This is a genomic window from Salinivibrio sp. KP-1 (assembly GCF_000968645.1).
GTDB classification, from domain to species: domain Bacteria; phylum Pseudomonadota; class Gammaproteobacteria; order Enterobacterales; family Vibrionaceae; genus Salinivibrio; species Salinivibrio siamensis.
Genome location: NZ_LAQR01000048.1, coordinates 391,344 through 413,937 on the forward strand (window position 1 = coordinate 391,344; position 22,594 = coordinate 413,937).

At 48.4% G+C, this 22,594-nt stretch carries 16 protein-coding genes; 10 read left to right on the plus strand and 6 right to left on the minus strand.

Annotation, left to right across the window (positions count from 1 at the left end; genetic code table 11):
- Nucleotides 1-14 precede the first annotated feature (14 nt).
- Nucleotides 15-797, plus strand: coding sequence for an ABC transporter substrate-binding protein (locus WN56_RS15110; protein WP_052708125.1), 783 nt, complete (start codon nt 15-17; stop codon nt 795-797).
- Between the two features lie 151 nt (nt 798-948).
- Here the strand turns inward: WN56_RS15110 and WN56_RS15115 are convergent, their stop codons facing one another.
- The 6 genes from WN56_RS15115 to WN56_RS15140 form a co-directional block, all read right to left on the minus strand.
- Nucleotides 949-2,304: a diguanylate cyclase domain-containing protein gene (locus WN56_RS15115; RefSeq protein ID WP_046075779.1), complete on the minus strand. Its 1,356-nt coding sequence runs from the start codon at nt 2,302-2,304 to the stop codon at nt 949-951.
- Between the two features lie 73 nt (nt 2,305-2,377).
- Nucleotides 2,378-3,109 (minus strand): ABC transporter substrate-binding protein, encoded by a 732-nt coding sequence (locus WN56_RS15120; protein WP_046075780.1) that lies wholly within the window; start codon nt 3,107-3,109, stop codon nt 2,378-2,380.
- A gap of 27 nt (nt 3,110-3,136) precedes the next feature.
- The gene (locus WN56_RS15125; RefSeq protein ID WP_046075781.1) at nt 3,137-4,687 is read right to left on the minus strand and encodes a methyl-accepting chemotaxis protein; all 1,551 of its coding nucleotides are present in this window, start codon (nt 4,685-4,687) and stop codon (nt 3,137-3,139) included.
- A gap of 65 nt (nt 4,688-4,752) precedes the next feature.
- On the minus strand, nt 4,753-5,487 hold the full coding sequence (locus tag WN56_RS15130) for an ABC transporter substrate-binding protein (protein WP_046075782.1): 735 nt from the start codon (nt 5,485-5,487) through the stop codon (nt 4,753-4,755).
- A 270-nt stretch (nt 5,488-5,757) separates the two neighbouring features.
- Nucleotides 5,758-7,587 (minus strand): M4 family metallopeptidase, encoded by a 1,830-nt coding sequence (locus WN56_RS15135; RefSeq protein WP_046075783.1) that lies wholly within the window; start codon nt 7,585-7,587, stop codon nt 5,758-5,760.
- 467 nt (nt 7,588-8,054) lie between these two features.
- A complete protein-coding gene (locus tag WN56_RS15140; RefSeq protein ID WP_052708126.1) occupies nt 8,055-10,058 on the minus strand; it encodes a hypothetical protein in 2,004 nt (667 codons plus the stop codon).
- A gap of 258 nt (nt 10,059-10,316) precedes the next feature.
- On the opposite strand from WN56_RS15140, the gene WN56_RS15145 reads away from it, so the two are divergent.
- The 9 genes from WN56_RS15145 (at nt 10,317) to WN56_RS15185 (ending at nt 22,590) form a co-directional block, all read left to right on the plus strand.
- A complete protein-coding gene (locus WN56_RS15145) occupies nt 10,317-10,796 on the plus strand; it encodes a GNAT family N-acetyltransferase (RefSeq protein WP_046075784.1) in 480 nt (159 codons plus the stop codon).
- Entirely contained in the window at nt 10,787-11,122 is a 336-nt protein-coding gene (locus tag WN56_RS15150) for a hypothetical protein (protein WP_046075785.1), read from the plus strand. Before WN56_RS15145 ends, WN56_RS15150 begins: the two co-directional genes overlap by 10 nt.
- 178 nt (nt 11,123-11,300) lie before the next feature.
- Nucleotides 11,301-12,008, plus strand: a complete 708-nt coding sequence (locus WN56_RS15155; protein ID WP_046075786.1) for a 4'-phosphopantetheinyl transferase — start codon at nt 11,301-11,303, stop codon at nt 12,006-12,008.
- A gap of 70 nt (nt 12,009-12,078) precedes the next feature.
- The gene (locus tag WN56_RS15160) at nt 12,079-13,308 is read left to right on the plus strand and encodes an MFS transporter (protein ID WP_046075787.1); all 1,230 of its coding nucleotides are present in this window, start codon (nt 12,079-12,081) and stop codon (nt 13,306-13,308) included.
- Nucleotides 13,309-13,543: 235 nt separating this feature from the next.
- On the plus strand, nt 13,544-15,478 hold the full coding sequence (locus tag WN56_RS15165) for a TonB-dependent receptor domain-containing protein (RefSeq protein WP_231637460.1): 1,935 nt from the start codon (nt 13,544-13,546) through the stop codon (nt 15,476-15,478).
- A 179-nt stretch (nt 15,479-15,657) separates the two neighbouring features.
- Nucleotides 15,658-16,875: an isochorismate synthase MenF gene (locus tag WN56_RS15170; RefSeq protein ID WP_046075788.1), complete on the plus strand. Its 1,218-nt coding sequence runs from the start codon at nt 15,658-15,660 to the stop codon at nt 16,873-16,875.
- A complete protein-coding gene (locus tag WN56_RS15175) occupies nt 16,872-18,557 on the plus strand; it encodes a (2,3-dihydroxybenzoyl)adenylate synthase (RefSeq protein ID WP_046075789.1) in 1,686 nt (561 codons plus the stop codon). The genes WN56_RS15170 and WN56_RS15175 overlap by 4 nt, the downstream gene beginning before the upstream one ends.
- Complete coding sequence (locus WN56_RS15180; RefSeq protein WP_046075790.1) at nt 18,554-19,465, plus strand: isochorismatase family protein; 912 nt, start codon at nt 18,554-18,556, stop codon at nt 19,463-19,465. The genes WN56_RS15175 and WN56_RS15180 overlap by 4 nt, the downstream gene beginning before the upstream one ends.
- Nucleotides 19,462-22,590, plus strand: a complete 3,129-nt coding sequence (locus tag WN56_RS15185) for a non-ribosomal peptide synthetase (RefSeq protein WP_046075791.1) — start codon at nt 19,462-19,464, stop codon at nt 22,588-22,590. The genes WN56_RS15180 and WN56_RS15185 overlap by 4 nt, the downstream gene beginning before the upstream one ends.
- Nucleotides 22,591-22,594 lie beyond the last annotated feature (4 nt).

A 22,594-nucleotide genomic window follows, 5' to 3' on the forward strand; every position in this document is an offset into this window, starting at 1 on the left:
AAAAGGAGTTCACTATGAAAATAGCGACACTTTCTGCAACCGCAATCGCCGCGACAGCACTCACTGGCTCCCTACTATCCGGGCCAGCGCTCGCTTTAGAGACATCATCACTCAAAGCCTGTGGGGACGGTGCTGGTTGGCCGCCATATACCTTTGAAAAAGGCGGACAAGTGCAAGGGTATGATGTTGATGTTCTGAATGCTGTTTTCGGTGAAGAGGGCGTTGATGTCTCAGTAGAAATGCCTCCTTGGAAGCGTTGTGTACTGCAAACGAACGCCGGCAACTATGATATCGCCCTCAGTGCTTCGTACAGCGAAGAACGGGATAAAAATTATCTTCTTACTGATTATTACTATACGTTACAGCCTAGCTATATTTATTCGACAAGCCAACATCCTAATGGTTTGAATATAAACTCAGTGGACGATTTAAACGGCCTAAGAATGTGTGGCTTACTTGGCTATAATTATACCGGTTTTGGTGTTGACGACAGTAAAGTCAGAAAATCAGCAAAAAGTTTCGAACAGCTCGTGCAAAAAACGGAAGCAGGACGCTGTGATGTCTTCTTGGCGCGTTACGAAATATTGGCTGGATTTAAAGTTTCCCAAGGAACTGATTATCTCGCCGGTGGTATGAAAGCTGAGCCTATTCCGGGCAACAGTGGGGATAAGTTCCACATGATGATCTCGCGTGAGCATCCAGAAGCCATGGAAATAAAAGCCACGCTGGATGCCGGGTTTGAGTCAATGCGTAACGCCGGTGAATTACAGTCTATTCTCGATACTTATATTAAATAAATGGTTATTAAAAAATAAAAAAAGAGGTGATGCGTCACCTCTTTTTTTATTGTTGATAAATATTGTAGTAGAAAGACCAACAGACAGTCGTTTTAATAGTTGGGTGTAAACCCAGTCTATAGCATGAAAAATGGCTTGTGCTCTCTTTCAATCAACCGATGGCGTTAATGGATAGTCCGGATGTGTTTTTCTCTGATTTTGCTTTGTACATATCTTGATCTGCCGAGGCCATCAGTTCATCTAAATCACGAGGGGACCGATGGTTAAAGAGGGCACAGCCAATACTGAGCGATGGGTAGATATGATAGCGCTGCCATCGACATGCGGAGGCCTCGACCGTTTCTTTTAGGCTTTTTAGCACTTTGTTGACATCGCTAGGGTGTACATCTCGCAATACAACAATAAACTCGTCACCGCCCATTCTTGCGACCAAGTCTGATGAGCGGGTGCTTTGCTCTAGCGCTGAGGCTACATGGCTAAGCAATGCATCGCCAGCTTCATGACCGTATGCGTCGTTAACCTTCTTAAAATCATTTAAGTCGATATTGAGCAGCGCGAAGGACTCTTTTTTCTCTTGTGTGAGCGAATCAAGTTTTTCGATCGCGAACCGCCGGTTAGGAAGTTGGGTTAACTCGTCGACGAGTGCTTGTTTTTTCGCGATAAGAAAACTGCGATAGAAAAGTAATATCAGGCCATAAATAACGATAAATATGCCCGAGCTGATCACGTAAATCATAATACCTAGGCGCATGATTTCGGGCGAGCGTTTAAGTGTGTATTCGACGGCGAGAGACCATTCGCCGCTAGGTAAAGAAATCGGGACTGTAAAGTCGGCATTGACAAATGTCGATTGGGAGCCATAAAAGTAAGCCAGTGTTTCACTGTTTTTGATGGCTACATTGGCGCCACTGAGATCGTATAATCCGACTTCACCGAGCATCTTGATATGGTCAATGACAACACTGACTCCTCCCCAGTAGTTCGACGTATCTGTCGGGGAGGAGAAGATAGGAAACCGTGCAATGATCGCTTGACCACCTTGAACGAGGTTAACGGGTCCGGCGATGTAAACGTCGCCAAGATTTCGCGCTTTTAATACCGCACGGTACTGGTCTGGACGAGAGCGAAAGTCTAATCCGATGGCAGCTTGGTTCCCTTCGAGAGGATACACATGACTGATAATATTATCGGGCGCTAAACCCACATTGCGGACATAATCTGCCTTGTCTAGGAGTTTTTGCGCCACACTGTCCCAATTGGCCATGGCGAATTCCGGATCAATGGTGACCACGGTCGCTAAGCTATCAGCGACATAGGTATCGTGATATATCGCCGCCTCAATCCGGGACCGTATCAAGGAGGCTTTACGATTAATGTCCTCTTGCTCTTCTTGGATGACTCGGTTGACGATAGTGTCGCCAATGAGAGCCGTCACGCCTACTGCAGCACCTAGGTACGCGAGCGTGAAAAGGATAAACCAAGTTTTAAGGTGGCGAGGTAAAACCATATTGCTCCAAGCTAAAAAAGGGGAAAAGAACCATTCTCTTCCCCTTAAGCATACTCAATATTTCTGTATGCGATCAGTTTATGCCATATTTTTTCAGGATTTTTTCAAATGTACCATCTGCTTTTATCGTATTAAGCCCTTTATTGTAGGCATTGATAAACATCTGGCTATCGGGGTTGGCTTTGCCACTCGTGACATGTAAAGGGTTGGTTGAGAGCGCCTGGTCAGTAAAGGCAAACTGGTTGCTATCAAGCCCCTCTTCCTGCATCACTGATTGGGCGACGACCTTGTCTTCCAAGGTCAGGTCAATACGATCGGCGAGCAGCTTTTTCAAATTGGTTGCTAGGTTATTGGCAGCAGGTTTATCAAAATGCGTCGCCTCCAAAAACGCATCACCGTAGCCGTAATCGCGCACAATACCAACCACTTTTCCCTGTAAGTCATTTAAACTCGAGAACTGAAAAACGTCATCTGCACGTTTAATAAACGTTAGCTGATTGCTCATATAAGGGTTGCTGTAACGTAGGAACTCAGTGCGTGCTTCAGTGTGCCAAGTGGCGGGAAGCAAGTCGATATTCCCTTTGCTGACAGCATCGAGGGCGCGAGCCCATGGCATGTTTTTAAACTCGACTTCATAGCCTTGGGTGGCCATCGCAGCTTTGACAAGCTCGACAGAAATCCCCGGCCGATCGGGATCTGTAGTCACAAAGGGTGGCCACGGATCCTGAGCCGCTGTCAGCGTTCTTGCCATCGCACTAGGTACCAGTAATAGTATTGCCAAGCTAACGGTAAACAGCTTTTTCATGTTCTCTCCTTGTTATTATTCCTTTGATTACGTTTTAAATTTCCCCATTTGTGCTTTGATGTCTTCACTTAGAGTGAGCACTTTGTCGGTGCGTGCTGCGTTTTCTTGTGCACCTTCAGTCACGTAATTGGTTGCTTCTGAGGCTTCATTGATTGCTTGACTCACTTCATCAATGGCTTGACGTTGCTCGTCAGTGGCTTGCGAGATTTGTCCACTACGCTCGGAAATATCCGTGATGGTCTCGCGTACCTGACTGACAGACTCTTGTGACTCAGAGACACGACCGGCGGTGTTTTCTAAGATACTACCAATGCGTTTTATCTCTTTTTCTACCGACTCAGTCGCTTCACTCAACGACTTGATGTTGGATTGAATTTGCTCGGTGGACTCACTGGTTTTGACTGAAAGACTACGTACTTCGTCAGCCACCACCGCAAAGCCTCGGCCTTGTTCACCCGCACGCGCCGCCTCAATCGCAGCGTTCAGCGCCAAGAGGTTGGTTTGTTCAGAGATATCATTGATGACGTTCACGACATCTGAAATTTTCTCGCCTTCCTCAAGCAGTTTATGCATTTCAGCATTCACGTTCTCCATCTCTGAACGCATATTGATGATTTCAGAGGCTGAACTCTCAATGGTGCCGTACACTTGGTTAACCAGATCAGTGGCCCCCGCTGCACGTGTGGCGGCATCGTTCGCCGTATCCGCAACGGTGGCAATGGATTGATTCATCTGCGTGGCGGCGGCAGCAACGGTAGAGAGGCTTTGTTTCTGTTGCTCCAAGCGTTCCGCATTCGTGCGCGCCATTTGCCCACTCTCTGCCGAAACTTCAGCGAGATTGATAGATGCTTGAGTCACTTCATTGACGATTTCACGTAACGAAGCGGTGAAGTGGTTAATATGCTCGGTGATCTGGGCGAATTCTTTGTATTTCGGTGCTGGTATAACGGTAGAGAGATCGCCATCACCACTGGCGAGTTCTCGGACGCGCCCAGTTAAATCGTTGAGCGGTTTAACGACGGTGGCAGTTAAGGCCAAAATTAAGAATACGATGATCACAAGATCGAGCACTAGCAGCTCAATGAGGCTTCGAGTGAGGGTCTCGGATAACTCCGCCTCTAGCCTGTCGGTATTGTAGAATACCTGAAGTGTCCCCACTTTGTTGGTTTCACCATACTCGGTAAATGAAAGCTCACTTTCTTCGTTGGGCATGGACTCGTACATCGATTTTTCGCCGTCGCCAATGTCTTTCGGCTGGCGTTGCCCTTCGTCATTGGGTGGCCCGAGGCGCAGAAAGACGATGGCAGACCCTTGATTATCCAGTATTCGCACCGCTTTGATATCGGGTGCTTTTAATTCGGCAGAAATCGAGAGTTTGGCCGCTTCCAGGTCGAAGTCCCAAATGGCTTTGGGCAAACTGAGATTCATACGATTGGTGGCATTTTCCACTGTGGTCTCAAGCGCGCTATTCAGTTCCTGTTTGGTATTTTGATAATCAATATAACTTGATATCCCTAATACCACAGAAACAGCAATAACCACTTGAGTGACAAATATTGCTTTTAGACTCTTAAACATAGCGCTACTCTTCCATTTACATTGTCATGCGACCTGACTGCGGCCACTTTCCCCTCGAGTGTTCATTATTCACCCAGGTGTTCTTTCATTATCTGTTCAATATTGATTTTCTTTAGTCCTTGGTTGACGATGTCACGCCATTTTTGCCCTTCGGCATTGTCGGCAAACGCAATGTAGAGTTTTTTATCAACCAAGAGTTTTTTGTTCATTTGTAGATTGGCTTTAACGGCACTGAGAGCAGGGTCATTCTCTTTGAGATAGTCCAGCACATTGGCATCCACGACGGCTAGCGGGATACGTTCACGTCCTACTTTTTGTAAATTTTGTGTGTCACTGGTGACCGCAGACGACTTGAGTGTGCCATTCGCAATGCGCTCATCTAGTTCTGGTGTGTTGACATAGCCACGCACCACACCAATGGTATGTTGAGTAAGATCATCAAGGGTTGACCACTCGATAGGCTTATTGACGTTTTCAACGAACCCGAGCGGGCCTGTGCCTATGGGGTCAGAGAAGATCAGTTCGTCTGTTTCGTAGTGATATTCTGGGAAATAGCCAGCGTACTGCGCATCATTCTTTACCAAATACACAGTGCGCGACCACGGGTAAAATTCGACGTTAAGTTCGTGCCCCATGGCTTGTACGGCTGCACGCACAACCGCAACGGATGCGCCCTGATCAGGCAAATTTTTGCCAGAATAAGGCGGCCATTCGAGCGATGGCATGGTGAGAACATCGGCTCGAGCTGGTGTTGCTAGAAGAAGGGCCGAGAAAACGATGGCGAACAGATGCTTGAGCATAATGCCTCCAATTTATCCATAATTCTCTTAAGCGTAGACGAGATAAAAATAGGTGGGTGCAGTGATCGTTTATTTGTCGAAAAATATGCGTTTTTTATTGTCATAATGTGATGAAAATAAACAATTTTCTGGTCGGGCCAACAGAAGAGAAGACGATGACTAGCCGGAAATACAGGGGGGATTTCTGGCTTTGTCTATAAACCTGGCCGTTTTTGTCTTTGATTTAGACAAAAAAGCCGCTGCTTTAAACAGCGGCTTGTTAGTGAGCGATTAATCACGCTCAAGGCTGACGTTAGAGTAGCTACGGTAGCCACGTACCATTACATGGTACTCGGTACCTTCTTTTGCACTGATACGACAGGTCTCATCGTTGCCATAGTCATAAGGACGACAGTCCCAGTTGTTAGTAGTGGGTTTGCTGCCCGCTTTTACATAAAGGTCGGCATCACCCGTGCCACCGCTCATTGCCACATTCACGTTACGGCTGCTATCAACTGTGAACGTAAAAAAGGTTTCACTGCCGCTGCCACCACTTAAACCGGTAACCGGCTGGTTGGGCTGAAGCACGTTTCCACCGTTGTCACCACAACTTGCATCGACGCCTACGGTATTAAATGCATCGATAACGTCTTGCGCATTGTAAGCCAAGTCTTGCGTGGCTTTCACTACGCCGCACGCACCTTGGTCAAATGTGCTGCTGGCGGTCCAGTACAGTTGGTTCGCGGTGGTGAATACTTCGAAGCCTTTGCGAACATCCCAGTTTGCTTTGTTAGCGAGGAGGTAGAAAGCACGGTTATATACGCCGCTTGAATAGTGCACATTCATGCCATCACGGTACTGGCTGGCGTCATCAATTGATTTGCCATCGCGTGAAGGTTGGTCAAAATAGCGCAGACCACCAGTGCCTTTAAAGATGTCGGCACCGACCACCCAATCGACTTCATCATGCATGTAGTATTCTGCAGCTTCACCGGCAATATCAGAAAACGCCTCATTGATCCCGCCCGACATGTCTGCATAGATGAGACCAGAGTTTTGCTCAGTAAAGCCGTGGCTGACCTCGTGGGCACTCACGTTGATATCGACCAGTGGGTAGAACGTTGATTTGCCATCCCCGAATGTCATTGAGCTACCATTCCAGAATGCATTCTCATAGTCGTTGCCGTAGTGGACGCGCATAGTGAGCTGGAAAGTCAGAGGTGCGGTGTTCATCCAATCTTGGTACATGTCAAAAACAACGTTACCGAAATAGTGCGCATCGTTCAGTGCAGAGTAAGCGCCGTTAACATATCTTTCGTCGTTGTAGTTACTGCTATCTGTACACGGGTAGGTGAAGGCAGTGCTGCCTGTGGTACCGTTCTCTAGATCGACCGTTTTCACTTTGTCGTTTTCTAACGTACACGTGGTGCCGGTTTTGTCGATAGGGAAGCCATCATAGTCCGTGCCATAAATATATTGGCCCGTTTTTTCGTTCCCACCAGGGCCTGTTCCAACGGCAGTCGCATGATTAATACCATCCCAGTGCTTCAAGATCTCACCAGTGTCGGCATCAATCATATAAAAAGGACGGCTTGGGTCGTCACCAGCGATAAAGAAATCAACGATGTAGACGAGCTGCGCCTTCTGCTCATCATCCAGCTTGACCACCAAGCGAGTGTTCTCGTTTTCAAATGGGGCAGAGGTAATGGTTTGTTGGTTCTGCGTGAAAGCAGCCTTAGCGGTTTCTAAGGCCGCTTGGCTATTGAGCGCGGGTGAGATAGAGGTGATATCGTTCGCGACACCTTGTGCCATGGTACCGTAGACGTCGCTACGTTGACCTTGTTTTTCTGTCGCGACGACAGCCGTGTCAATAACGGGCACACCTTGATAGGTTTGCTGGTAACGCACTTTGACTTTGCCGTTTGGCAAGGTGACACGCTTCACTTCTTTAAACCCTAGTGGGTTGGCTTGTGAACCTGATGGCGCATAAACACCTGCAGGTTGGTCTAAGACCTGACTTAGCATTGCATCATCAGTGACGTTAATCAGTTCTGCACTCAGTGCCGGTGTGCTAGCGACAACGCTAGAGGCGATAAGCCATGTCAATTTAGAGAGTTTCATTTTATTGCCCTAATTGTTGTTGAAAGATTCCTTTCTTCCCAACTGCACAATAGGAAGACGAACATGTCGGTTCGCATCTTTAACGTGGCCTATCAATAGATTCATTTACAAGCTCGTTACAATTAACAGTGTAAACAATAAATTACGCTATCGGTGTGTTTCAAACGTCAATGAGGTAGAAAACGTATCGTGACTAGTTTATCTGACAGTTATGCTGGTTAATTATTAATTAATGACCATAATTCTTTACAGAATAAATGACTATTTATTTATGAGAGATTGACCGCATTATTAATGAATAAACCTGTCTGCAAAAATGTGAACCCTGCTCACATTGTGACGGGTATTGCGCCAAGGTGAAGCGGATTGGTGCGTTGAAACAGCGCCAGCCCAAGTGGGCCAAAAGAGACGCTTTAGTCATTAACGCTCACTGGCCATCCGTTGGCCAGCGACAAACACGTTAGGTTTTATGGCGCACGGCGTTGACCTGCACCTTGCGGTTTGGCCATAGGCGCTGGGTCTTTAGGCCAAAATAGGCTAGAGGGATGCTGCTTGATTTGTGTCAGTACCGCGGTTCTTACCGACTTCATATCCAACTCACAGTTACGCGAGCGCAGCGCAACGAATAATGCGAGACCAAAGCTGACCCAAAGGTTAATAAAGCCGATCATTAACACAAAGAATAGGCTGGATAATACTGTCCCCCATGACTGGAAATCACTAATATGTGCGTATGCCACGTGCGCAGATGAGAACGCCACGTGGCGTATATCTAGGGGGACCTCAATCAGGTAGCCCAAATAACTCGTCATGCCCAATAAGACACCAAAAATAAAGTTACCACCCAGTGCGCCATAGTTTTCGTGAATGTAAAAAGCCGCTTTCTCACGGTGTTTAGAGGGGATGACCCGAAACAACCGATGGGCGACTAATCGATCTTTTAGCTCAATATAATCCGCTCGGTTATCTAAAATGCCGGTGATGATGCCAGATAAAAACAGCCACACACCGGCGATGCCAGCATAGAGCCAAGCCAAACCACTAAGTGGATGGATGGCTGCTTTTTGATAAGCCGCTTGTTCGCTACTCAGTAATGGGCTGTGATAAAAGTGGCTAAAAAGCAGGCTTACTAAGATGCTCACAGTGATGGCTGCAGTAATGTTTCCCCACACTGCAAACCATTGAGAGCGGTTTACATTTATTAACAGGCGCGCGAGTTTTTTACTGCGTGTCCGTCCTTGTTTGTTTTTCTCTACGTGCGCAGCAAAGTTTGCTGCAGTCATCGCGGGCTGCTTGGTGGCAATGGTAAAGTGCAAAATGTGTACGAGCATAAAGCCGACGCCATAGTTTAGGCTCACCAGTAGGGCGTTATTGAGAGGGGCGAGTTGCAGGCTCTCAATATACATTTTTACCCACGCTAGTAGCGAAATAATCACCCCAGCACCACAGGCCCCGCGCAGGATTTTAAAATAATCCTTTTTGGTCTTGGCAATGTAGTGCTCGCCGTGGTTACTTTTGTTTTGGGTGACACTTTGCGCAAAGGTGCGAGTGCTTTTGCGGTAAATGGCTCGCACACTATTGCGCTCGGTCACTGAGGTCAGTAGTTGGCGCCATAGGTTAAGCACACAACGCGCTTTTTGGTGAGGATGGCGAAAATCTAAGATTTGAATCAGCAGCACCATGCGGTTCAACGTTTGATCAAGGCGCTCGAGCATATGCGAAGCGTGTGCGGAGAAACCCATTTGGCTGATGCCGCGTGCGCGGATCCGTTTTACCTGTTGTTGGCATTGTTCAATCATTACCCAAAAATGGGCTGTGTCTTGGCCAGATATGTCGTTGGCCTTGATAGCCGCGACCAAGTGGCTGGTTTCACGTTGAAGCGCAATGAACGGTGAGTCGATTTCACTCAAACGGCGGTCTATGCGAAGTAGCTCAGGGTCTAGCTCTTCTGCCGCAATCCAGATAGATAGCATTTCTAGCGAATAACAAAGCTCGCTTTTGATATAAGCGCCTGTTGTGCGAATAGCCTCTGTAGGCGCGTTTTTCACCAACAGACAATAAAGCTTAAACCAACATTTATGGGAAATGGTTTTAACCCACGCTTTGTCTTCACCACCGACAAAGTAACTGAGCAAGTCATTGATATCGTTGCAGCGTTTTGGCGGCGGATTGACTTTATTGTAAAGGCGGCGAAAAATTTCGGTGACGAGCCCGTTTTTAGAAAAGATCCCCAATTGCACAAATGCGGGTGACAGTTTTATTTTCTTTGCCTCATTGCACACGCTGTTGGCGAATAATGCTGCTTGAGAAGGGGAGTTGGCTAAGGCTAAGACAAGTTGTTCAAGACGCAGCTCTGCCAGCTCGGGTTCACCTTCACGAAGATAGGTAAAAAATATATCAAGGCGCTCTGTGTCGCTGGCACAGAGTGAGAAACCGTCTATCACTTTAAAGGCCGGTGTAATTGCAGGCATATATCAATTTTCTTATCAGTAGATAGTCAACGCGCGCGTAGTCTACAAGAGGGAGTGAATAGGGGGAAGTAAAAGTGTGTTTAGATCACATCTGCAATGTTCTGACTTGGAGGCGGCAAGCATGAATTTTATCTCTATCCTTGTTCGTTTAATAAAAAAAAGCTTTTTTATTAATATCTTGGATAAGATGGTATAAATGCACCATCATGAGTCGATGCTATCGGCTGAGCCAACTGAATAGGCCTTTAAGGGGGAGCCATGATCAGAGAAATTACCCGACCTGACTTTGCGTCGTTTTGGCCAACATTCTCAGCCATTATTAAGGCAGAAGAAACCTATGCGTTGGATCCTGACATGACGCAGCAAGAGGCTTTTTCGCTTTGGTGTGAATCAACACTGGAAGCCTATGCATTGGTAGAAAATGATGTAGTTTTGGGTATTTACTACCTCAAATCTAATGGAATGGGCCCAAGTCGCCATATCTGTAATTGTGGTTATATGGTGGCCAACGAGGCGAGAGGAAGAGGCATCGCACGCCTTTTATATGAGCATTCACAGGAGAGGGCGATCGCGTTTGGGTTTCAAGCCATGCAGTTTAATAGTGTGGTCTCGACCAACGAGGTGGCGGTAACGCTTTGGCAGAAACTCGGCTTTTCGATTGTTGGTACCATCCCTCGAGCGTACAAGCATTCGCAATTGGGGTTGGTTGACAGTTATGTGATGTACAAATGGTTATAGCATCGCTCAGTATCAGAAAGGTGAAAGCGCTCTCAGTCATTTTACTGGTCACCCAACTCGTGCTGATTGGCTTTTCTTACTACTACCGGGGCATGGCGAGTGGTGAGCTACAAAATATATCGACAGCGGCAGGTAATCATCTTGATGAGTACCTGTTTCGCTTGCAGCACTATGATCGCTTGGAGGCCCTTCTTGGTTACGCTGCGGCGGGTGTTTGGTTATTAACAGTTACTATCTTGAATGTCGGAAAAGCGACAAAGCTCGTGTGGGCACAAGTATCGATTGTTGTCCCTATGGTGATCAGCTTTTTACTGAGTTTTTTCTAGCGCCATTGAGCCGGATAGGAATAGTCTCTCCCTTCGGTTGTGGCAAGCATAGTCGCGTTAATTAGGCACGCTCCGATCAGCCTACAATAACCATTATGGACTGGAATCAGCAGACTTGTATGATGAACCCTCATCAATGACAATGATAGCCATTCTCATTAATTCTCGTTTATAAGATATGACGCAATTCGCTTTCATACAGTCACTGTGCCCTGTGGCCTTGCCTGATCCTGACACGTCAGTATTAATGGTTCAGTTTGATGTACAGCATTATTCCCCAATGCTATTTGCCAAGCTTGGTATTGAGATGCCCGAGGCGATTCGTCGGGCAGTGTGTAAGCGGCAAGCGGAGTTTTTGGCGGGTCGTTATCTGGCAAAAAAAGTACAAATGAGTCTGGGAGTGATGCCGATTGAGATAGCTATCGGTGACAGCCGCGCACCGGTTTGGCCATCAGCATGGACGGGAAGCATCAGTCACAATGATTCGTTAGCCATATGTGCGATGACGCCTCAGAGCAATGAGCATGAAGGCGTCGGTATCGATATTGAGTCATTGATTGATGTGGATAGGCTATCGGAGATGAAGGGTGTGGTCGTTACCGAAAAGGAGCTGGCGGCGCTACCCAGCAATGTACAAAATTTAAGTGGGTTGATGACTCTGTTTTTTTCGGCCAAAGAGAGCATTTTTAAAGCCTTGTACCCTCAAGTTAAACGCTATTTTGACTTTTTAGATGTCGCCTTTTTGCGGATGGACGACCAATGGTTGTACTTTGAGCTGAATACAAAGCTTTCTGACACCTTATTGCCCGGTCTGCAGGGAAAGGTGTATTACTCTAGGATGGATGAACGAGTGCTTACCTTTACGCGTTCTGAATATTTCATATGATAATAATTATCATTTATTGAGTTTGTGTTATCGGGCGGTTACAATCGATTTTTTTAGATAGGTTGTGTCCATGGATAGTAACACGCTGAATGCGAAGCCAGTTTTAAGGCTTGCGCTGTTTATTAACATGCTCTCTGTTGGAACCTTGATGATGGTGATGCCGTTGGGTCCCGATTTAGTCCGAGATATTGGCTTAAAAGGTGAGCACATCGGATACATCAGTGGCGGTGCGACGTTTGGCTCCGCAATCATTGGTTTTTTTCTCGCACCGGTATTAGACCGTTATGATCGACGAGCCGCGTTGACACTGTTTCTCCTACTTCGTTCTGTCCTGATTGCCTTGTGTGGATTAGCGACAGAGCCGAAACAGTTGTTACTTATTTTTATTGCCGCAGGCTGTTTCTCCGGCCCTCTTAGCGGCTTAATTATGGCATCTGTCCTTGATGTAACTAACGTGGCGGAGCGAGGTAGGGCGATGGCCTTCGTTGCCAGTGGATTTTCTCTGGCGGCGATCATCATTGTGCCAGCTTCTTTGATGTTGGCGCAGTGGATGGGTTGGCAGATGACGTTCTTTTTCTTTGGTGGTATGGGAGTAATATTGGCGGTCGCCGTCAGGATCTATATGCCATCACTGGTCCCACAGGCAAGCGCGATGACAAGTCCAACAATGCGTTCGGCAGGACTATCTAAAATGATCGGCTCCACGCCGTTTGTACTCGCGATGGCGATGATGGGGTTGACACTCTTTGGGCATTTTCTATTGGTGCCAAACTTGTCGGCGTATTTCCAGTTTAACCTTGATTTCCCGCGGAACGAGATCAGTTACCTTTACCTCTTGGGTGGGGTGATGAGCATTTTAGCGATGCGTTACAGCGGCAGAATGATGGACAAAGGCTCAGGGCAACCGGTGTTATTTGGCTTAAGCGTGATTGTCGCTATGGTGGTTTATTATGGATTTATCAGCGATAGCACGGATAAGTGGGTCTATCTGATTTTTATGATTTTGATGGCATCGAGTTCGGCGCGTAGTGCGGTCCTGGCAGCGTTTACATCAAGGGTACCACCACCACAATACCGTGCCGCCTTCATGACGTATCAATCAACAGTGTCTAATTTGGCCGCTGGTAGTGCAGGGATTGTCAGTTCCATCTATCTTGTTTCAGGGTCTGCGAATCAATTAGTAGGGCTCGATAAACTTGCCACAATGACTATCATTAGTGCGCTCGCGGTTCCTCTGCTTGTTTGCTGGTTTATCCCATCACTTAAACAGTCTCAAGCTTCACAACAAGTTCCGGGTTAATTCCCGGAGCCATCCCACTCCGTTTTCACCCTTTACCTGTACGTTTTTCGCTCGTCTTACCGGCTTGGTCGTTTTGCATTGTGAATATCTACGCAAATTTTCATGATCAAACGCAAATAATAATAAAAAAGATTATCAATTGTCTGCGGTTGGGATTGAGCGTAAAATAGAAATCATTATCATTTGCACCACCATTTATATGGAGTGGTTAATTTTTGATGGACAAGGAGATAGCGTGTTTAAGTTGACTCGCCTGAATCAGGCTTTATGTGTAGTAGGTATGGTTTCTTCATTTACGGTAATGGCAGACACGGCCAATAACGACGTTAATGAAGTGATGGTGGTGACGGCGAGTCAGACAGAGCATCCGGAGCTCACAGCGCCGGCTTCTGTCTCGTATATTACTCGCGAAGACTTGGATAACCTTGTAGTCAATGATGTTGCTGAAGCGATTGAAAAACTGCCGGGTATTCACATCAACGCGGGCACAACATACGGGCGGAATGAGATCAAAATCCGTGGATTGGATTCAGATTATACCCTGCTGCTAATCAACGGTCGTCGGATTAACTCTCGAGATGGACTCCTTAGCTCTTACGGTAACGATTTTGATCTGTCCAGCATTCCGATGTCAGCGGTCGAGCGTATCGAGGTAACCCGTGGCCCTATGTCATCTTTGTATGGTGCCGATGCGTTAGGGGGCGTAGTGAATGTGATTCTTCGCAAACCCACAGAAGAAACGCAGGGCTCTTTGGGTTACCAGTTTGATGGCATTACTGAGGGCTCTGGTGGTAATACTCATAAAATGAATGGCTACGTCAGTGGCGCCCTAGTTCCTGACACCTTATTGGGGAACCTGATCATTGAAAAAAGTGATCGTGATGCGTGGCGGTCAAACCAATCCGTTAACCCAGATACGGATGTGCTGGAGGAACGTGATGAGTTGAGCTTGTACTCCAACCTGACATGGCTGGTGAATGATCAGCAGGATATCGAGCTTGATCTTAACTACAACACAGATGACCGTGATGCGGATTGGAACAACTGGGGTAACGCCGTAAACAATGTGCAGGAAATGGAGCGTTACAACCTGGCATTGACCCATTACGGTTACTGGGAGGCGATGAACTCTCGAGTGCGTTATAACCTCGACCATTCTGAATTGCGAGATGATTCAGAGCTGAATAGTGCAGTCGGTGATATCGAGCAAACCAATAACACTATTGATGCCCAGCTTTCTGGTTATTTAGGCGATCACCTTCTCACGGGCGGCGGCGAATTTCGTGATACTAAACTGGAAAATAACCTGACGCTGACGACCGATTCTGTGCACTACAGTCAGGCGGCGATTTACCTGCAAGATGAAATTTCGCTAGGCGACTTGGCACTGACTCTGAGTGCGCGTTATGACGATCACGAGGTGTACGGCGGTGAGTTTAGCCCGCGTGCTTATGCGGTTTATACGATCACTGACAACTGGGTAATTAAAGGTGGTGTCGGGGAAGCCTTTAAAGCGCCCGGCCTGAATCAGTACAGTGATTCTTACTCGGTGCTAGCGTGTCGGGGTAAATGCCATGTGGTTGGTAACCCGGATCTAGAGGCAGAGACCTCACGGAGCTATGAGCTGGGAACCAGCTATGAAACTGCTCACTGGGGCGCCGGGTTAACCGTGTTCGAAAATGACATTGATGACATGATTGAGGCGGAAACGTGGGATCGCGTCAAAACTGAGTTGAGCTACTTCAACGTCGACGAGGCCGAGATCAAAGGGGTAGAAACATCGCTATGGGCCGACATTACCGACACGGTCAGTGTATCGGTGAATTATACCTACAGCGATGCAGAAGATAAAAGCACGCAGACCGATCTGCTCAATACGCCCGCCCATGTGGCTAATGTTCAACTCGACTGGCAGGCGAGAGACAACCTTTATGCTTACACGTCATACCAATACACAGGCTCTCAATACGCAAAAAATGGGTCGGATGTGGTGAAGCTAGATGCTTATGGCACGCTGGATCTAGGGGCTCGCTATCAACCTGTAGATGGCCTGAACTTGAAGCTGGGGGTCACCAACCTTACTAACGAAGAGCGAGATGAGACCGCGATAGACCTGGATTACATCATGAAAGCACGCAGCGTCTATGCTGGCGTTTCATACGACTTCTGATAACAACATTCATCAGGACCACCTGATGCCAAAGGAGCCAACACAGGTTGGCTCCTTTTCGTACACAAAAGCAATGTGATGTCACCTTATAACAACTAAACCTACCGAGTTAATACTAAGCCTGTCAGTTTGCAATTAAATGCAACAAAAACAGGCTATTGTGTAAATGGAGTTGTGACATGCAACATACCCAACGTGAGAGGCTAGGATCGACCCCCGTATTCTCACCCGACAGAGATCTTTTTTTCTCATCGGAATACAAAACGGTCAGTGGAAAGGGAATTAGCCAAACGATTACGACACCCGCTATCTATGGTGAGCAACGCCAGAGCGCGTTCCAGCAAAAAATACAACAAGCATTCGCGGACGAAAAATCTAAAGGCGTCGAAAATCCGATTTTAATGGGGTCGATTCCGTTTGATGTATCTGAACCGTCTTGTCTCTATATTCCTGAATCTGTTGAGGTGACGGAGCACAACGCGGCAATGCCCGAACCCAATGGAATACTCGCACGTGAGCCTTTACAGATATTGGCTAAACGTAGTGAACCCGATGAATCGTTGTTTAAACATGCGGTTGCAGAGGCCGTAAAAAAGTTTCAGCGCACTGAATTAGAAAAAGCCGTGTTATCTCGGGTACTGAACCTAGAGTTAAGTGATGCCATCTCCGCTGATGATGTGCTTTCACGTTTGATAAAAAAAAATCCTACTGGCTTCCATTTTGCCATTCCACAGCAAGACCAATCGGTTTTACTCGGCGCTAGTCCTGAGCTTCTGATTCGGCAGCAAGGGACGTCTATTTTATCGAACCCATTAGCTGGTTCAGCGAAGCGTCAGGGTAATACGGATGCCGATCGACAGGTGAGTGATGCTCTGCTGAAATCGGTAAAAGACAGATATGAACACCGTCTGGTCATTGAAGAAATCGCTCAACAGCTGACACCGTATTGTCGCGAGCTAGACGTACCTACTGGTCCATCGCTGATTTCTACCCCGACTATGTGGCATTTGTCGACACGCATCGAAGGGCAACTTAATGGTTTGGGTGATGAACAGGGTAAGCCGTCGAACTATAACGTCCTGCAGTTAGCGTGCCTACTACACCCAACTCCGGCTGTTTGTGGTTTCCCCTTCACGTTATCACGCGATGCGATCAAAGAGCTGGAAGGCTACGAACGTGGCATGTTCACCGGCATGGTGGGTTGGTGTGATTCTCAAGGGAATGGCGAGTGGGCGGTCACGATCCGTTGTGGAAAGGTACGTGAGAACTCTGTTCGCTTATTTGCAGGAGCGGGGATTGTAGATGCCTCTTGTCCGCAGGCGGAATGGGCGGAAACCGAAGCCAAGTTAGGTACGATGCTCAATGCGTTCGGATTAGGTGAGAAGGGGGCTGCATGAGTATCGCCTTCACCTCATGGCCGCCTGAGCTTGCTGAGCATTATCGCCAGAAAGGCTATTGGACAGATGTGCCGATGACAGACATCTTAACGCGTCACCAACAGAACCCTACTGACCACCTAGCGTTGATTTGTGGCGAACGAAGCTGGACGTACCGTCAGCTTGAGCACGATGCTGAGCGGCTGGCTGCCTCCCTGTTGCAGCTTGGTGTACAACCTGGCGACACGGCGTTGGTGCACCTACCTAATGTCGCTGAGTTTTATATTACCTTTTTTGCCCTCATGAAATTGGGCGTGGTGCCAGTGAATGCGCTATTCAGTCACAACCAGCATGAACTCACTGTCTATGCTGAGCAAATCAGACCGACGCTGGCGATCGTTTCTTCAGGCCACCACTTATTCAGGCAAAGTACGTTTGCTCAAACCTTGAGTGAGCAGGTGACATCACTCAAGTTCTGCTTGGTTGATGGCGATGCGGACTTTGGCTATTCGCTCGCCGCAGCCATTGCGGGTACCTTGATGCCTTGTCATGCGTTCAGTAGTCAGGCGAAAAAAGCCGTCTCTTGGCCAGAGCTGAATGCCTCTGACGTTGCCTTTTTCCAGTTGTCTGGCGGCAGTACCGGTACCCCAAAACTGATCCCCCGAACGCATAATGACTACTACTACAGTGTCCGCGCCAGTGCAGAAATTTGTCGCTTAGACAGCGATACGGTTTATTTGTGTGCATTGCCTGCACCACACAATTACACCTTAAGCTCTCCTGGCGCGCTGGGTGTGTTTTATGCAGGGGGAACCGTGGTTTTGGCGGCAGAGCCCAGTCCAATGACCTGTTTTCCATTGATTCAATCTCATCAGATTACCATGGCTGCGTTGGTGCCCTCTGCTGTTACCTTGTGGTTGCAAGCCGCGGCAGATGATCGCTCGGCGCTTAGTAGTCTGCAATGGCTGCAGGTTGGTGGCGCGCATCTTGGTGAGAGCCTTGCCCGTCGCATTTATCCTGAGTTGGGATGTCATCTACAGCAGGTGTTCGGTATGGCCGAAGGCCTAGTGAACTATACGCGGTTTGAAGACAGTGAGTGGCATGTTCTTCATACCCAAGGGCGTCCCATCAGCGACGGTGATGAAATACGGATCGTTGATGAAAACGGCGACGATGTGCCGAGAGGAACTCCGGGTGCCTTGCTCACTCGTGGGCCATATACCTTCCGGGGCTATTACAACAGCCCAGAACATAATCGCGTTGCATTTGATAAGGATGGGTTTTACCGCTCTGGTGATGTCGTCGTGATGACCGAAGACGGTTACTTGATGGTGGTGGGCCGCGACAAAGACCAGATTAATCGTGGTGGCGAAAAGGTGGCGGCCGAAGAGGTCGAAAACCAGCTGCTGGCGGTGCCGGAGATCACGCAGGCTGCGTTGGTTGCCATGCCTGATAGCGTCATGGGAGAGAAAAGTTGTGCATTTATCGTGACGACTAACCCGAAGCTAAAACCTCTTACGATCCGAAAACACCTGCGCATGCGTGGTATCGCTGACTATAAACTCCCTGATCGGATCGAAAAAGTCGATGCCTTACCTATGACCCCTGTCGGAAAAATTGACAAAAAAGCGCTGCGTCAGCGGATTGCCAACCTACTAAAAAAACAGTCACAGCCTCAGCCCGAAAAGGACGTTTTATCATGACTATTCCTGCATTACCGACTTATACCATGCCTGCCGTCGAGGCCTTTCCAACCAACAAGGTGTCCTGGACGTTTGAGCCAGCGAAAGCGGCGTTTTTGATCCACGATATGCAAACTTATTTTGTGAGCTTTTATGAGCGCGATAGCGCGCTGATGCAAACGCTGCTCGATAATTTGGTGGCCTTAAAATACTTCTGCAAATCTCACGGTATTCCAGTGATCTACACGGCTCAACCCAAAGAGCAGAACCTGGCAGATAGAGCGCTACTCAATGATATGTGGGGGCCAGGTCTTAACAAATCGCCAGAACTGCAACAAGTCGTTGAGGCGTTAGCACCAGAAGAGGGAGATATTGTTCTCGACAAATGGCGTTACTCGGCGTTTCAGCGTTCACCTTTGGAGCATACGCTCAACGAACTAGGACGTGACCAGTTATTGATTGGGGGGATTTATGGTCATATTGGTTGCCTGATGACGGCAGTGGACGCTTTTATGCGCGATATTAAACCCTTCATGATCGGTGATGCCATTGCTGACTTTTCACTCGAAGAGCATCAAATGACACTCAAGTACGTGGCAGGACGAGCAGGTATGGTGATGTCAACGGCTTCGGTGATAGGTCAGGTGGCGAAAGCCGAGCCGCACGCGTTGCCTGATGTGCTCACTCACGGTGGTTTACTCGCCCGCATCGCGAAACTGGCCGACGAAGAGGAAGACGCGTTTGACCCGGATGAGAACCTGATCGATTACGGCTTAGACTCTGTGCAAATCATGGCGTTGATCACCGAATGGCGCAAGCACGGCGTTGAGATCAATTTTGTCCAACTGGCGGAGACGCCAACCTTCAATCACTGGTGGATGTTACTGGAGCAAGCACGAAATCAAGTGAATATGGAGGGACAAGTATGACACCGCTAAATACGGCTCAACATGGGTTATGGCTTGGGCACACTCTTAATGAAGATAAAGCGCTGTTTAACACAGCCGAATGTATCGTTTTTGACGGAAAAGTCGATGCAGACCTATTAGCGAGTGCCGCACGACAAGCAGTGGCGGAGAGTGAATGCCTCTCTTGCTACTACCGTAGTGAGAATGAACAACCCTATCGGGTTGCTACATCTGAACCAGTGGTATTTGAACGCGTTCACCTTACAGCCTCCTGCGAACAAGATACTGAAATGGCAACAGTGCGCCGTTGGGCAACCCAAGATATGAAGCAGGCGTTTGATTTGGCGCACCAGTTGCCGTGCCGCTTTACGTTACTTCATGGGGAACACCAAGACTATCTGTATCACTGTGTTCATCACATTGCGCTAGATGGTTTCGGCACGACGCTTATCTTTCAACGTATCGCCGAGATTTACTCTCAGTTAATGGAGGAGAGAGCACCCACACCATCGCCTTTCGGTTCGTTTCAGGCTGTGCTGGATGAAGACCAGCAACGCCGAGACTCCGGCGCTTATGACAAAGCCCGTCAGTTTTGGCTCGACACCCTTGCTAAAAATGTGGCGCCGTCTTCTTACCGCCATGATATCGCGCCGATTTCTGCTCAATTTCATCGAGAGAGTTGTACGTTCAATGACACGCTATGGCAACAATGCCAGAGCCTCGCTGAGCATCATCAATTAACTTGGGTGGATTTATTTCTCGCTGCACTTTGTACGCACCTGCGTCATTACAGCGACAACGAACAAGTTGTACTGGGGATGATGGTGATGAACCGTTTAGGTTCAAAATCGTTGACGGTTCCTTGTATGCAAATGAACATCGTACCGCTGGTGGTCGATGTCGTCGCTGACGATGATTTGCTAGACGTTGCCAAAAAGGTTGCGGCGCACAAAAAGAAGATGCGTCGCTTTCAGCACTATCGCTACGAAGACCTTCGTCGGGACCTGAACCGGGTCGGTGGCGGCCAGCGATTGTTTGGTGCCTTGGTGAATATCATGCCGTTCGATCATCCTTTGCATTATGGCAACGTAGCGGCTAGCACGCTAAATCTAAGTGCTGGGCCAGTAGAAGATCTGACTATTGAATTGCACAGTAAGTCAGAAGGCGTGCCAGAAGTAGACATTGATGCCAACCCTGCAGTGTATGACAAAGGTGACCTCGCTGAGTTGCAACAAGAACTGATGAGCTTACTGACACACTGGCTTGCATCGCCGACACAAACGACGAGCTGTGTACTGGCAAGCTTACATGCGCAGGCGCGGCAAGATGCTGTTATATCAGGAGAAAATGACGCACGAACTCACACCCCTGCGGAGTCTGTACTGAATCAGATTCGCCGTCATGCAGCGCAGCAACCAGATGCCATCGCCGTGGAACAGGATGGAGTAGTGTTGACCTATGAGAGTCTGGTCAATAAGGCAGACACGATCGCTAGCGCTTTACGGGCACAAGGTGTGCAATCAGGAGAGCGAGTTGGAGTGGCACTAAGCCGATCGCTGTCTTGTATCACCACAGTGTTAGGAGTCATGTTCAGTGGTGCTGTATACGTGCCGCTCGATCCAGAGCAGCCGATTGAGCGTCAGCACCTGATTGTCGATCAGGCGGCGATCCGTATGCTGATTACCGAAGCGCAGTATCAACACTCCTTATCGGCCTTGCCTGTTACTGTTCAATTAGCGGGGCGTCTGCATAGCGAACCTGTCGCACTACCGGTTGTCGAGGCTGCTGACCCAGCTTATATCATGTTCACGTCTGGTTCGACCGGACAGCCGAAAGGCGTGGTGGTTAGTCATTCGGCGATGAATCATTTCGTCGCAGCGGCAGCTAAGCGTTATGACATCGCGGCGATCGATCGCGTCCTGCAGTTTGCGCCTTTCCATTTTGATGCCAGCATCGAAGAAATCTTCGTGACGCTGGGACAAGGTGCCACACTTGTGCTCCGCACTGATGCCATGCTTGAGTCAATGGCGAGTTTTTCTGATGCGATCACCGCTGAGCGGGTCACTGTGCTGGATTTGCCGACAGCGTTCTGGAATGAGTGGGTGGTGAGTCTACGAGCTAGCACTGCGACATTACCGAATACGCTGAAAGGCGTGATCATCGGTGGTGAAGCGGTTTATCCCGAGCCGTTAGTCCAGTGGAAGACAGCCGTCGAAGAGGCAGGGTTGACCAACCGCATCCGTCTATTCAATACCTACGGCCCGACAGAAACGACCGTGGTTGCAACGTGTAGTGAGTTGCAAGACGTTGATGGTCGTCATGGTCAATTACCTATCGGTCTGCCTTTGTCCGGCATCGACGTATTGGTGCTTGATGATCAGTTGCGCCCGACAACCACAGGCGAGCTGGTGATCCTAGGCGATACACTTGCGGATGGCTACCTCGGCCAAGCGCACCCTGCTTTTATCCGCATACTCGTGGGCGGGGTTGAGCGCCGTGCATACCGTACCGGTGATCGAGTGACACTCATTGATGGCCAGCTGATTTACCTAGGTCGCATTGATAACGAGTTCAAAATCAGTGGTTATCGCATTCAGCCGGGCGAAGTTGAATCCCACCTCCTTGCGCTTGATGGCGTGGAAGAAGCCTGTGTACAGGGGATGGTATTTGATAATGGCCTCCGTCGTTTGGTGGCATTTGTCGCTGGGAAGGGTTGTCAGAATGAAGATGCACTGGCGATTAAAACCGCGCTGCAGTCGAGTCTTCCACCGGCGATGATACCGACCGATTTTCGTTTCTTTGCCAACTTGCCGAAAACCCTCAATAACAAAATTGATCGCAATGCCTTGCTGGCCAGTTATGAGGGGGACAGTGTTGAATCGGTGTTAGCGAGTGAGACTGAAAGCCGAGTCGGTGCAATCTGGCAGCAGATCCTCGGGGTCAGCCTGATTCAGTCGCAGGATAACTTTTTTGAATTAGGCGGGCAGTCACTGCAGACCATTCAAATTGTTAACCGTCTAGGCGCCGAATTTGGTGTCAGTATCAAGGTGTCCGATGTATTTGATCGCCCCGTTTTGAATGAATTTTGTCGCTATCTCGATGAGATGCAGCAGCAGAGTGAAGACGAAGTGGAGATGGTGTGGTGAAGGC

Coding starts and splice junctions, on each gene's coding strand:
- WN56_RS15110 (WP_052708125.1), top strand. CDS start 15: ATGAAAATAGCGACACTTTCTGCAACCGCAATCGCCGCGACAGCACTC.
- WN56_RS15115 (WP_046075779.1), bottom strand. CDS start 2,304: ATGGTTTTACCTCGCCACCTTAAAACTTGGTTTATCCTTTTCACGCTC.
- WN56_RS15120 (WP_046075780.1), bottom strand. CDS start 3,109: ATGAAAAAGCTGTTTACCGTTAGCTTGGCAATACTATTACTGGTACCT.
- WN56_RS15125 (WP_046075781.1), bottom strand. CDS start 4,687: ATGTTTAAGAGTCTAAAAGCAATATTTGTCACTCAAGTGGTTATTGCT.
- WN56_RS15130 (WP_046075782.1), bottom strand. CDS start 5,487: ATGCTCAAGCATCTGTTCGCCATCGTTTTCTCGGCCCTTCTTCTAGCA.
- WN56_RS15135 (WP_046075783.1), bottom strand. CDS start 7,587: ATGAAACTCTCTAAATTGACATGGCTTATCGCCTCTAGCGTTGTCGCT.
- WN56_RS15140 (WP_052708126.1), bottom strand. CDS start 10,058: ATGCCTGCAATTACACCGGCCTTTAAAGTGATAGACGGTTTCTCACTC.
- WN56_RS15145 (WP_046075784.1), top strand. CDS start 10,317: ATGATCAGAGAAATTACCCGACCTGACTTTGCGTCGTTTTGGCCAACA.
- WN56_RS15150 (WP_046075785.1), top strand. CDS start 10,787: ATGGTTATAGCATCGCTCAGTATCAGAAAGGTGAAAGCGCTCTCAGTC.
- WN56_RS15155 (WP_046075786.1), top strand. CDS start 11,301: ATGACGCAATTCGCTTTCATACAGTCACTGTGCCCTGTGGCCTTGCCT.
- WN56_RS15160 (WP_046075787.1), top strand. CDS start 12,079: ATGGATAGTAACACGCTGAATGCGAAGCCAGTTTTAAGGCTTGCGCTG.
- WN56_RS15170 (WP_046075788.1), top strand. CDS start 15,658: ATGCAACATACCCAACGTGAGAGGCTAGGATCGACCCCCGTATTCTCA.
- WN56_RS15175 (WP_046075789.1), top strand. CDS start 16,872: ATGAGTATCGCCTTCACCTCATGGCCGCCTGAGCTTGCTGAGCATTAT.
- WN56_RS15180 (WP_046075790.1), top strand. CDS start 18,554: ATGACTATTCCTGCATTACCGACTTATACCATGCCTGCCGTCGAGGCC.
- WN56_RS15185 (WP_046075791.1), top strand. CDS start 19,462: ATGACACCGCTAAATACGGCTCAACATGGGTTATGGCTTGGGCACACT.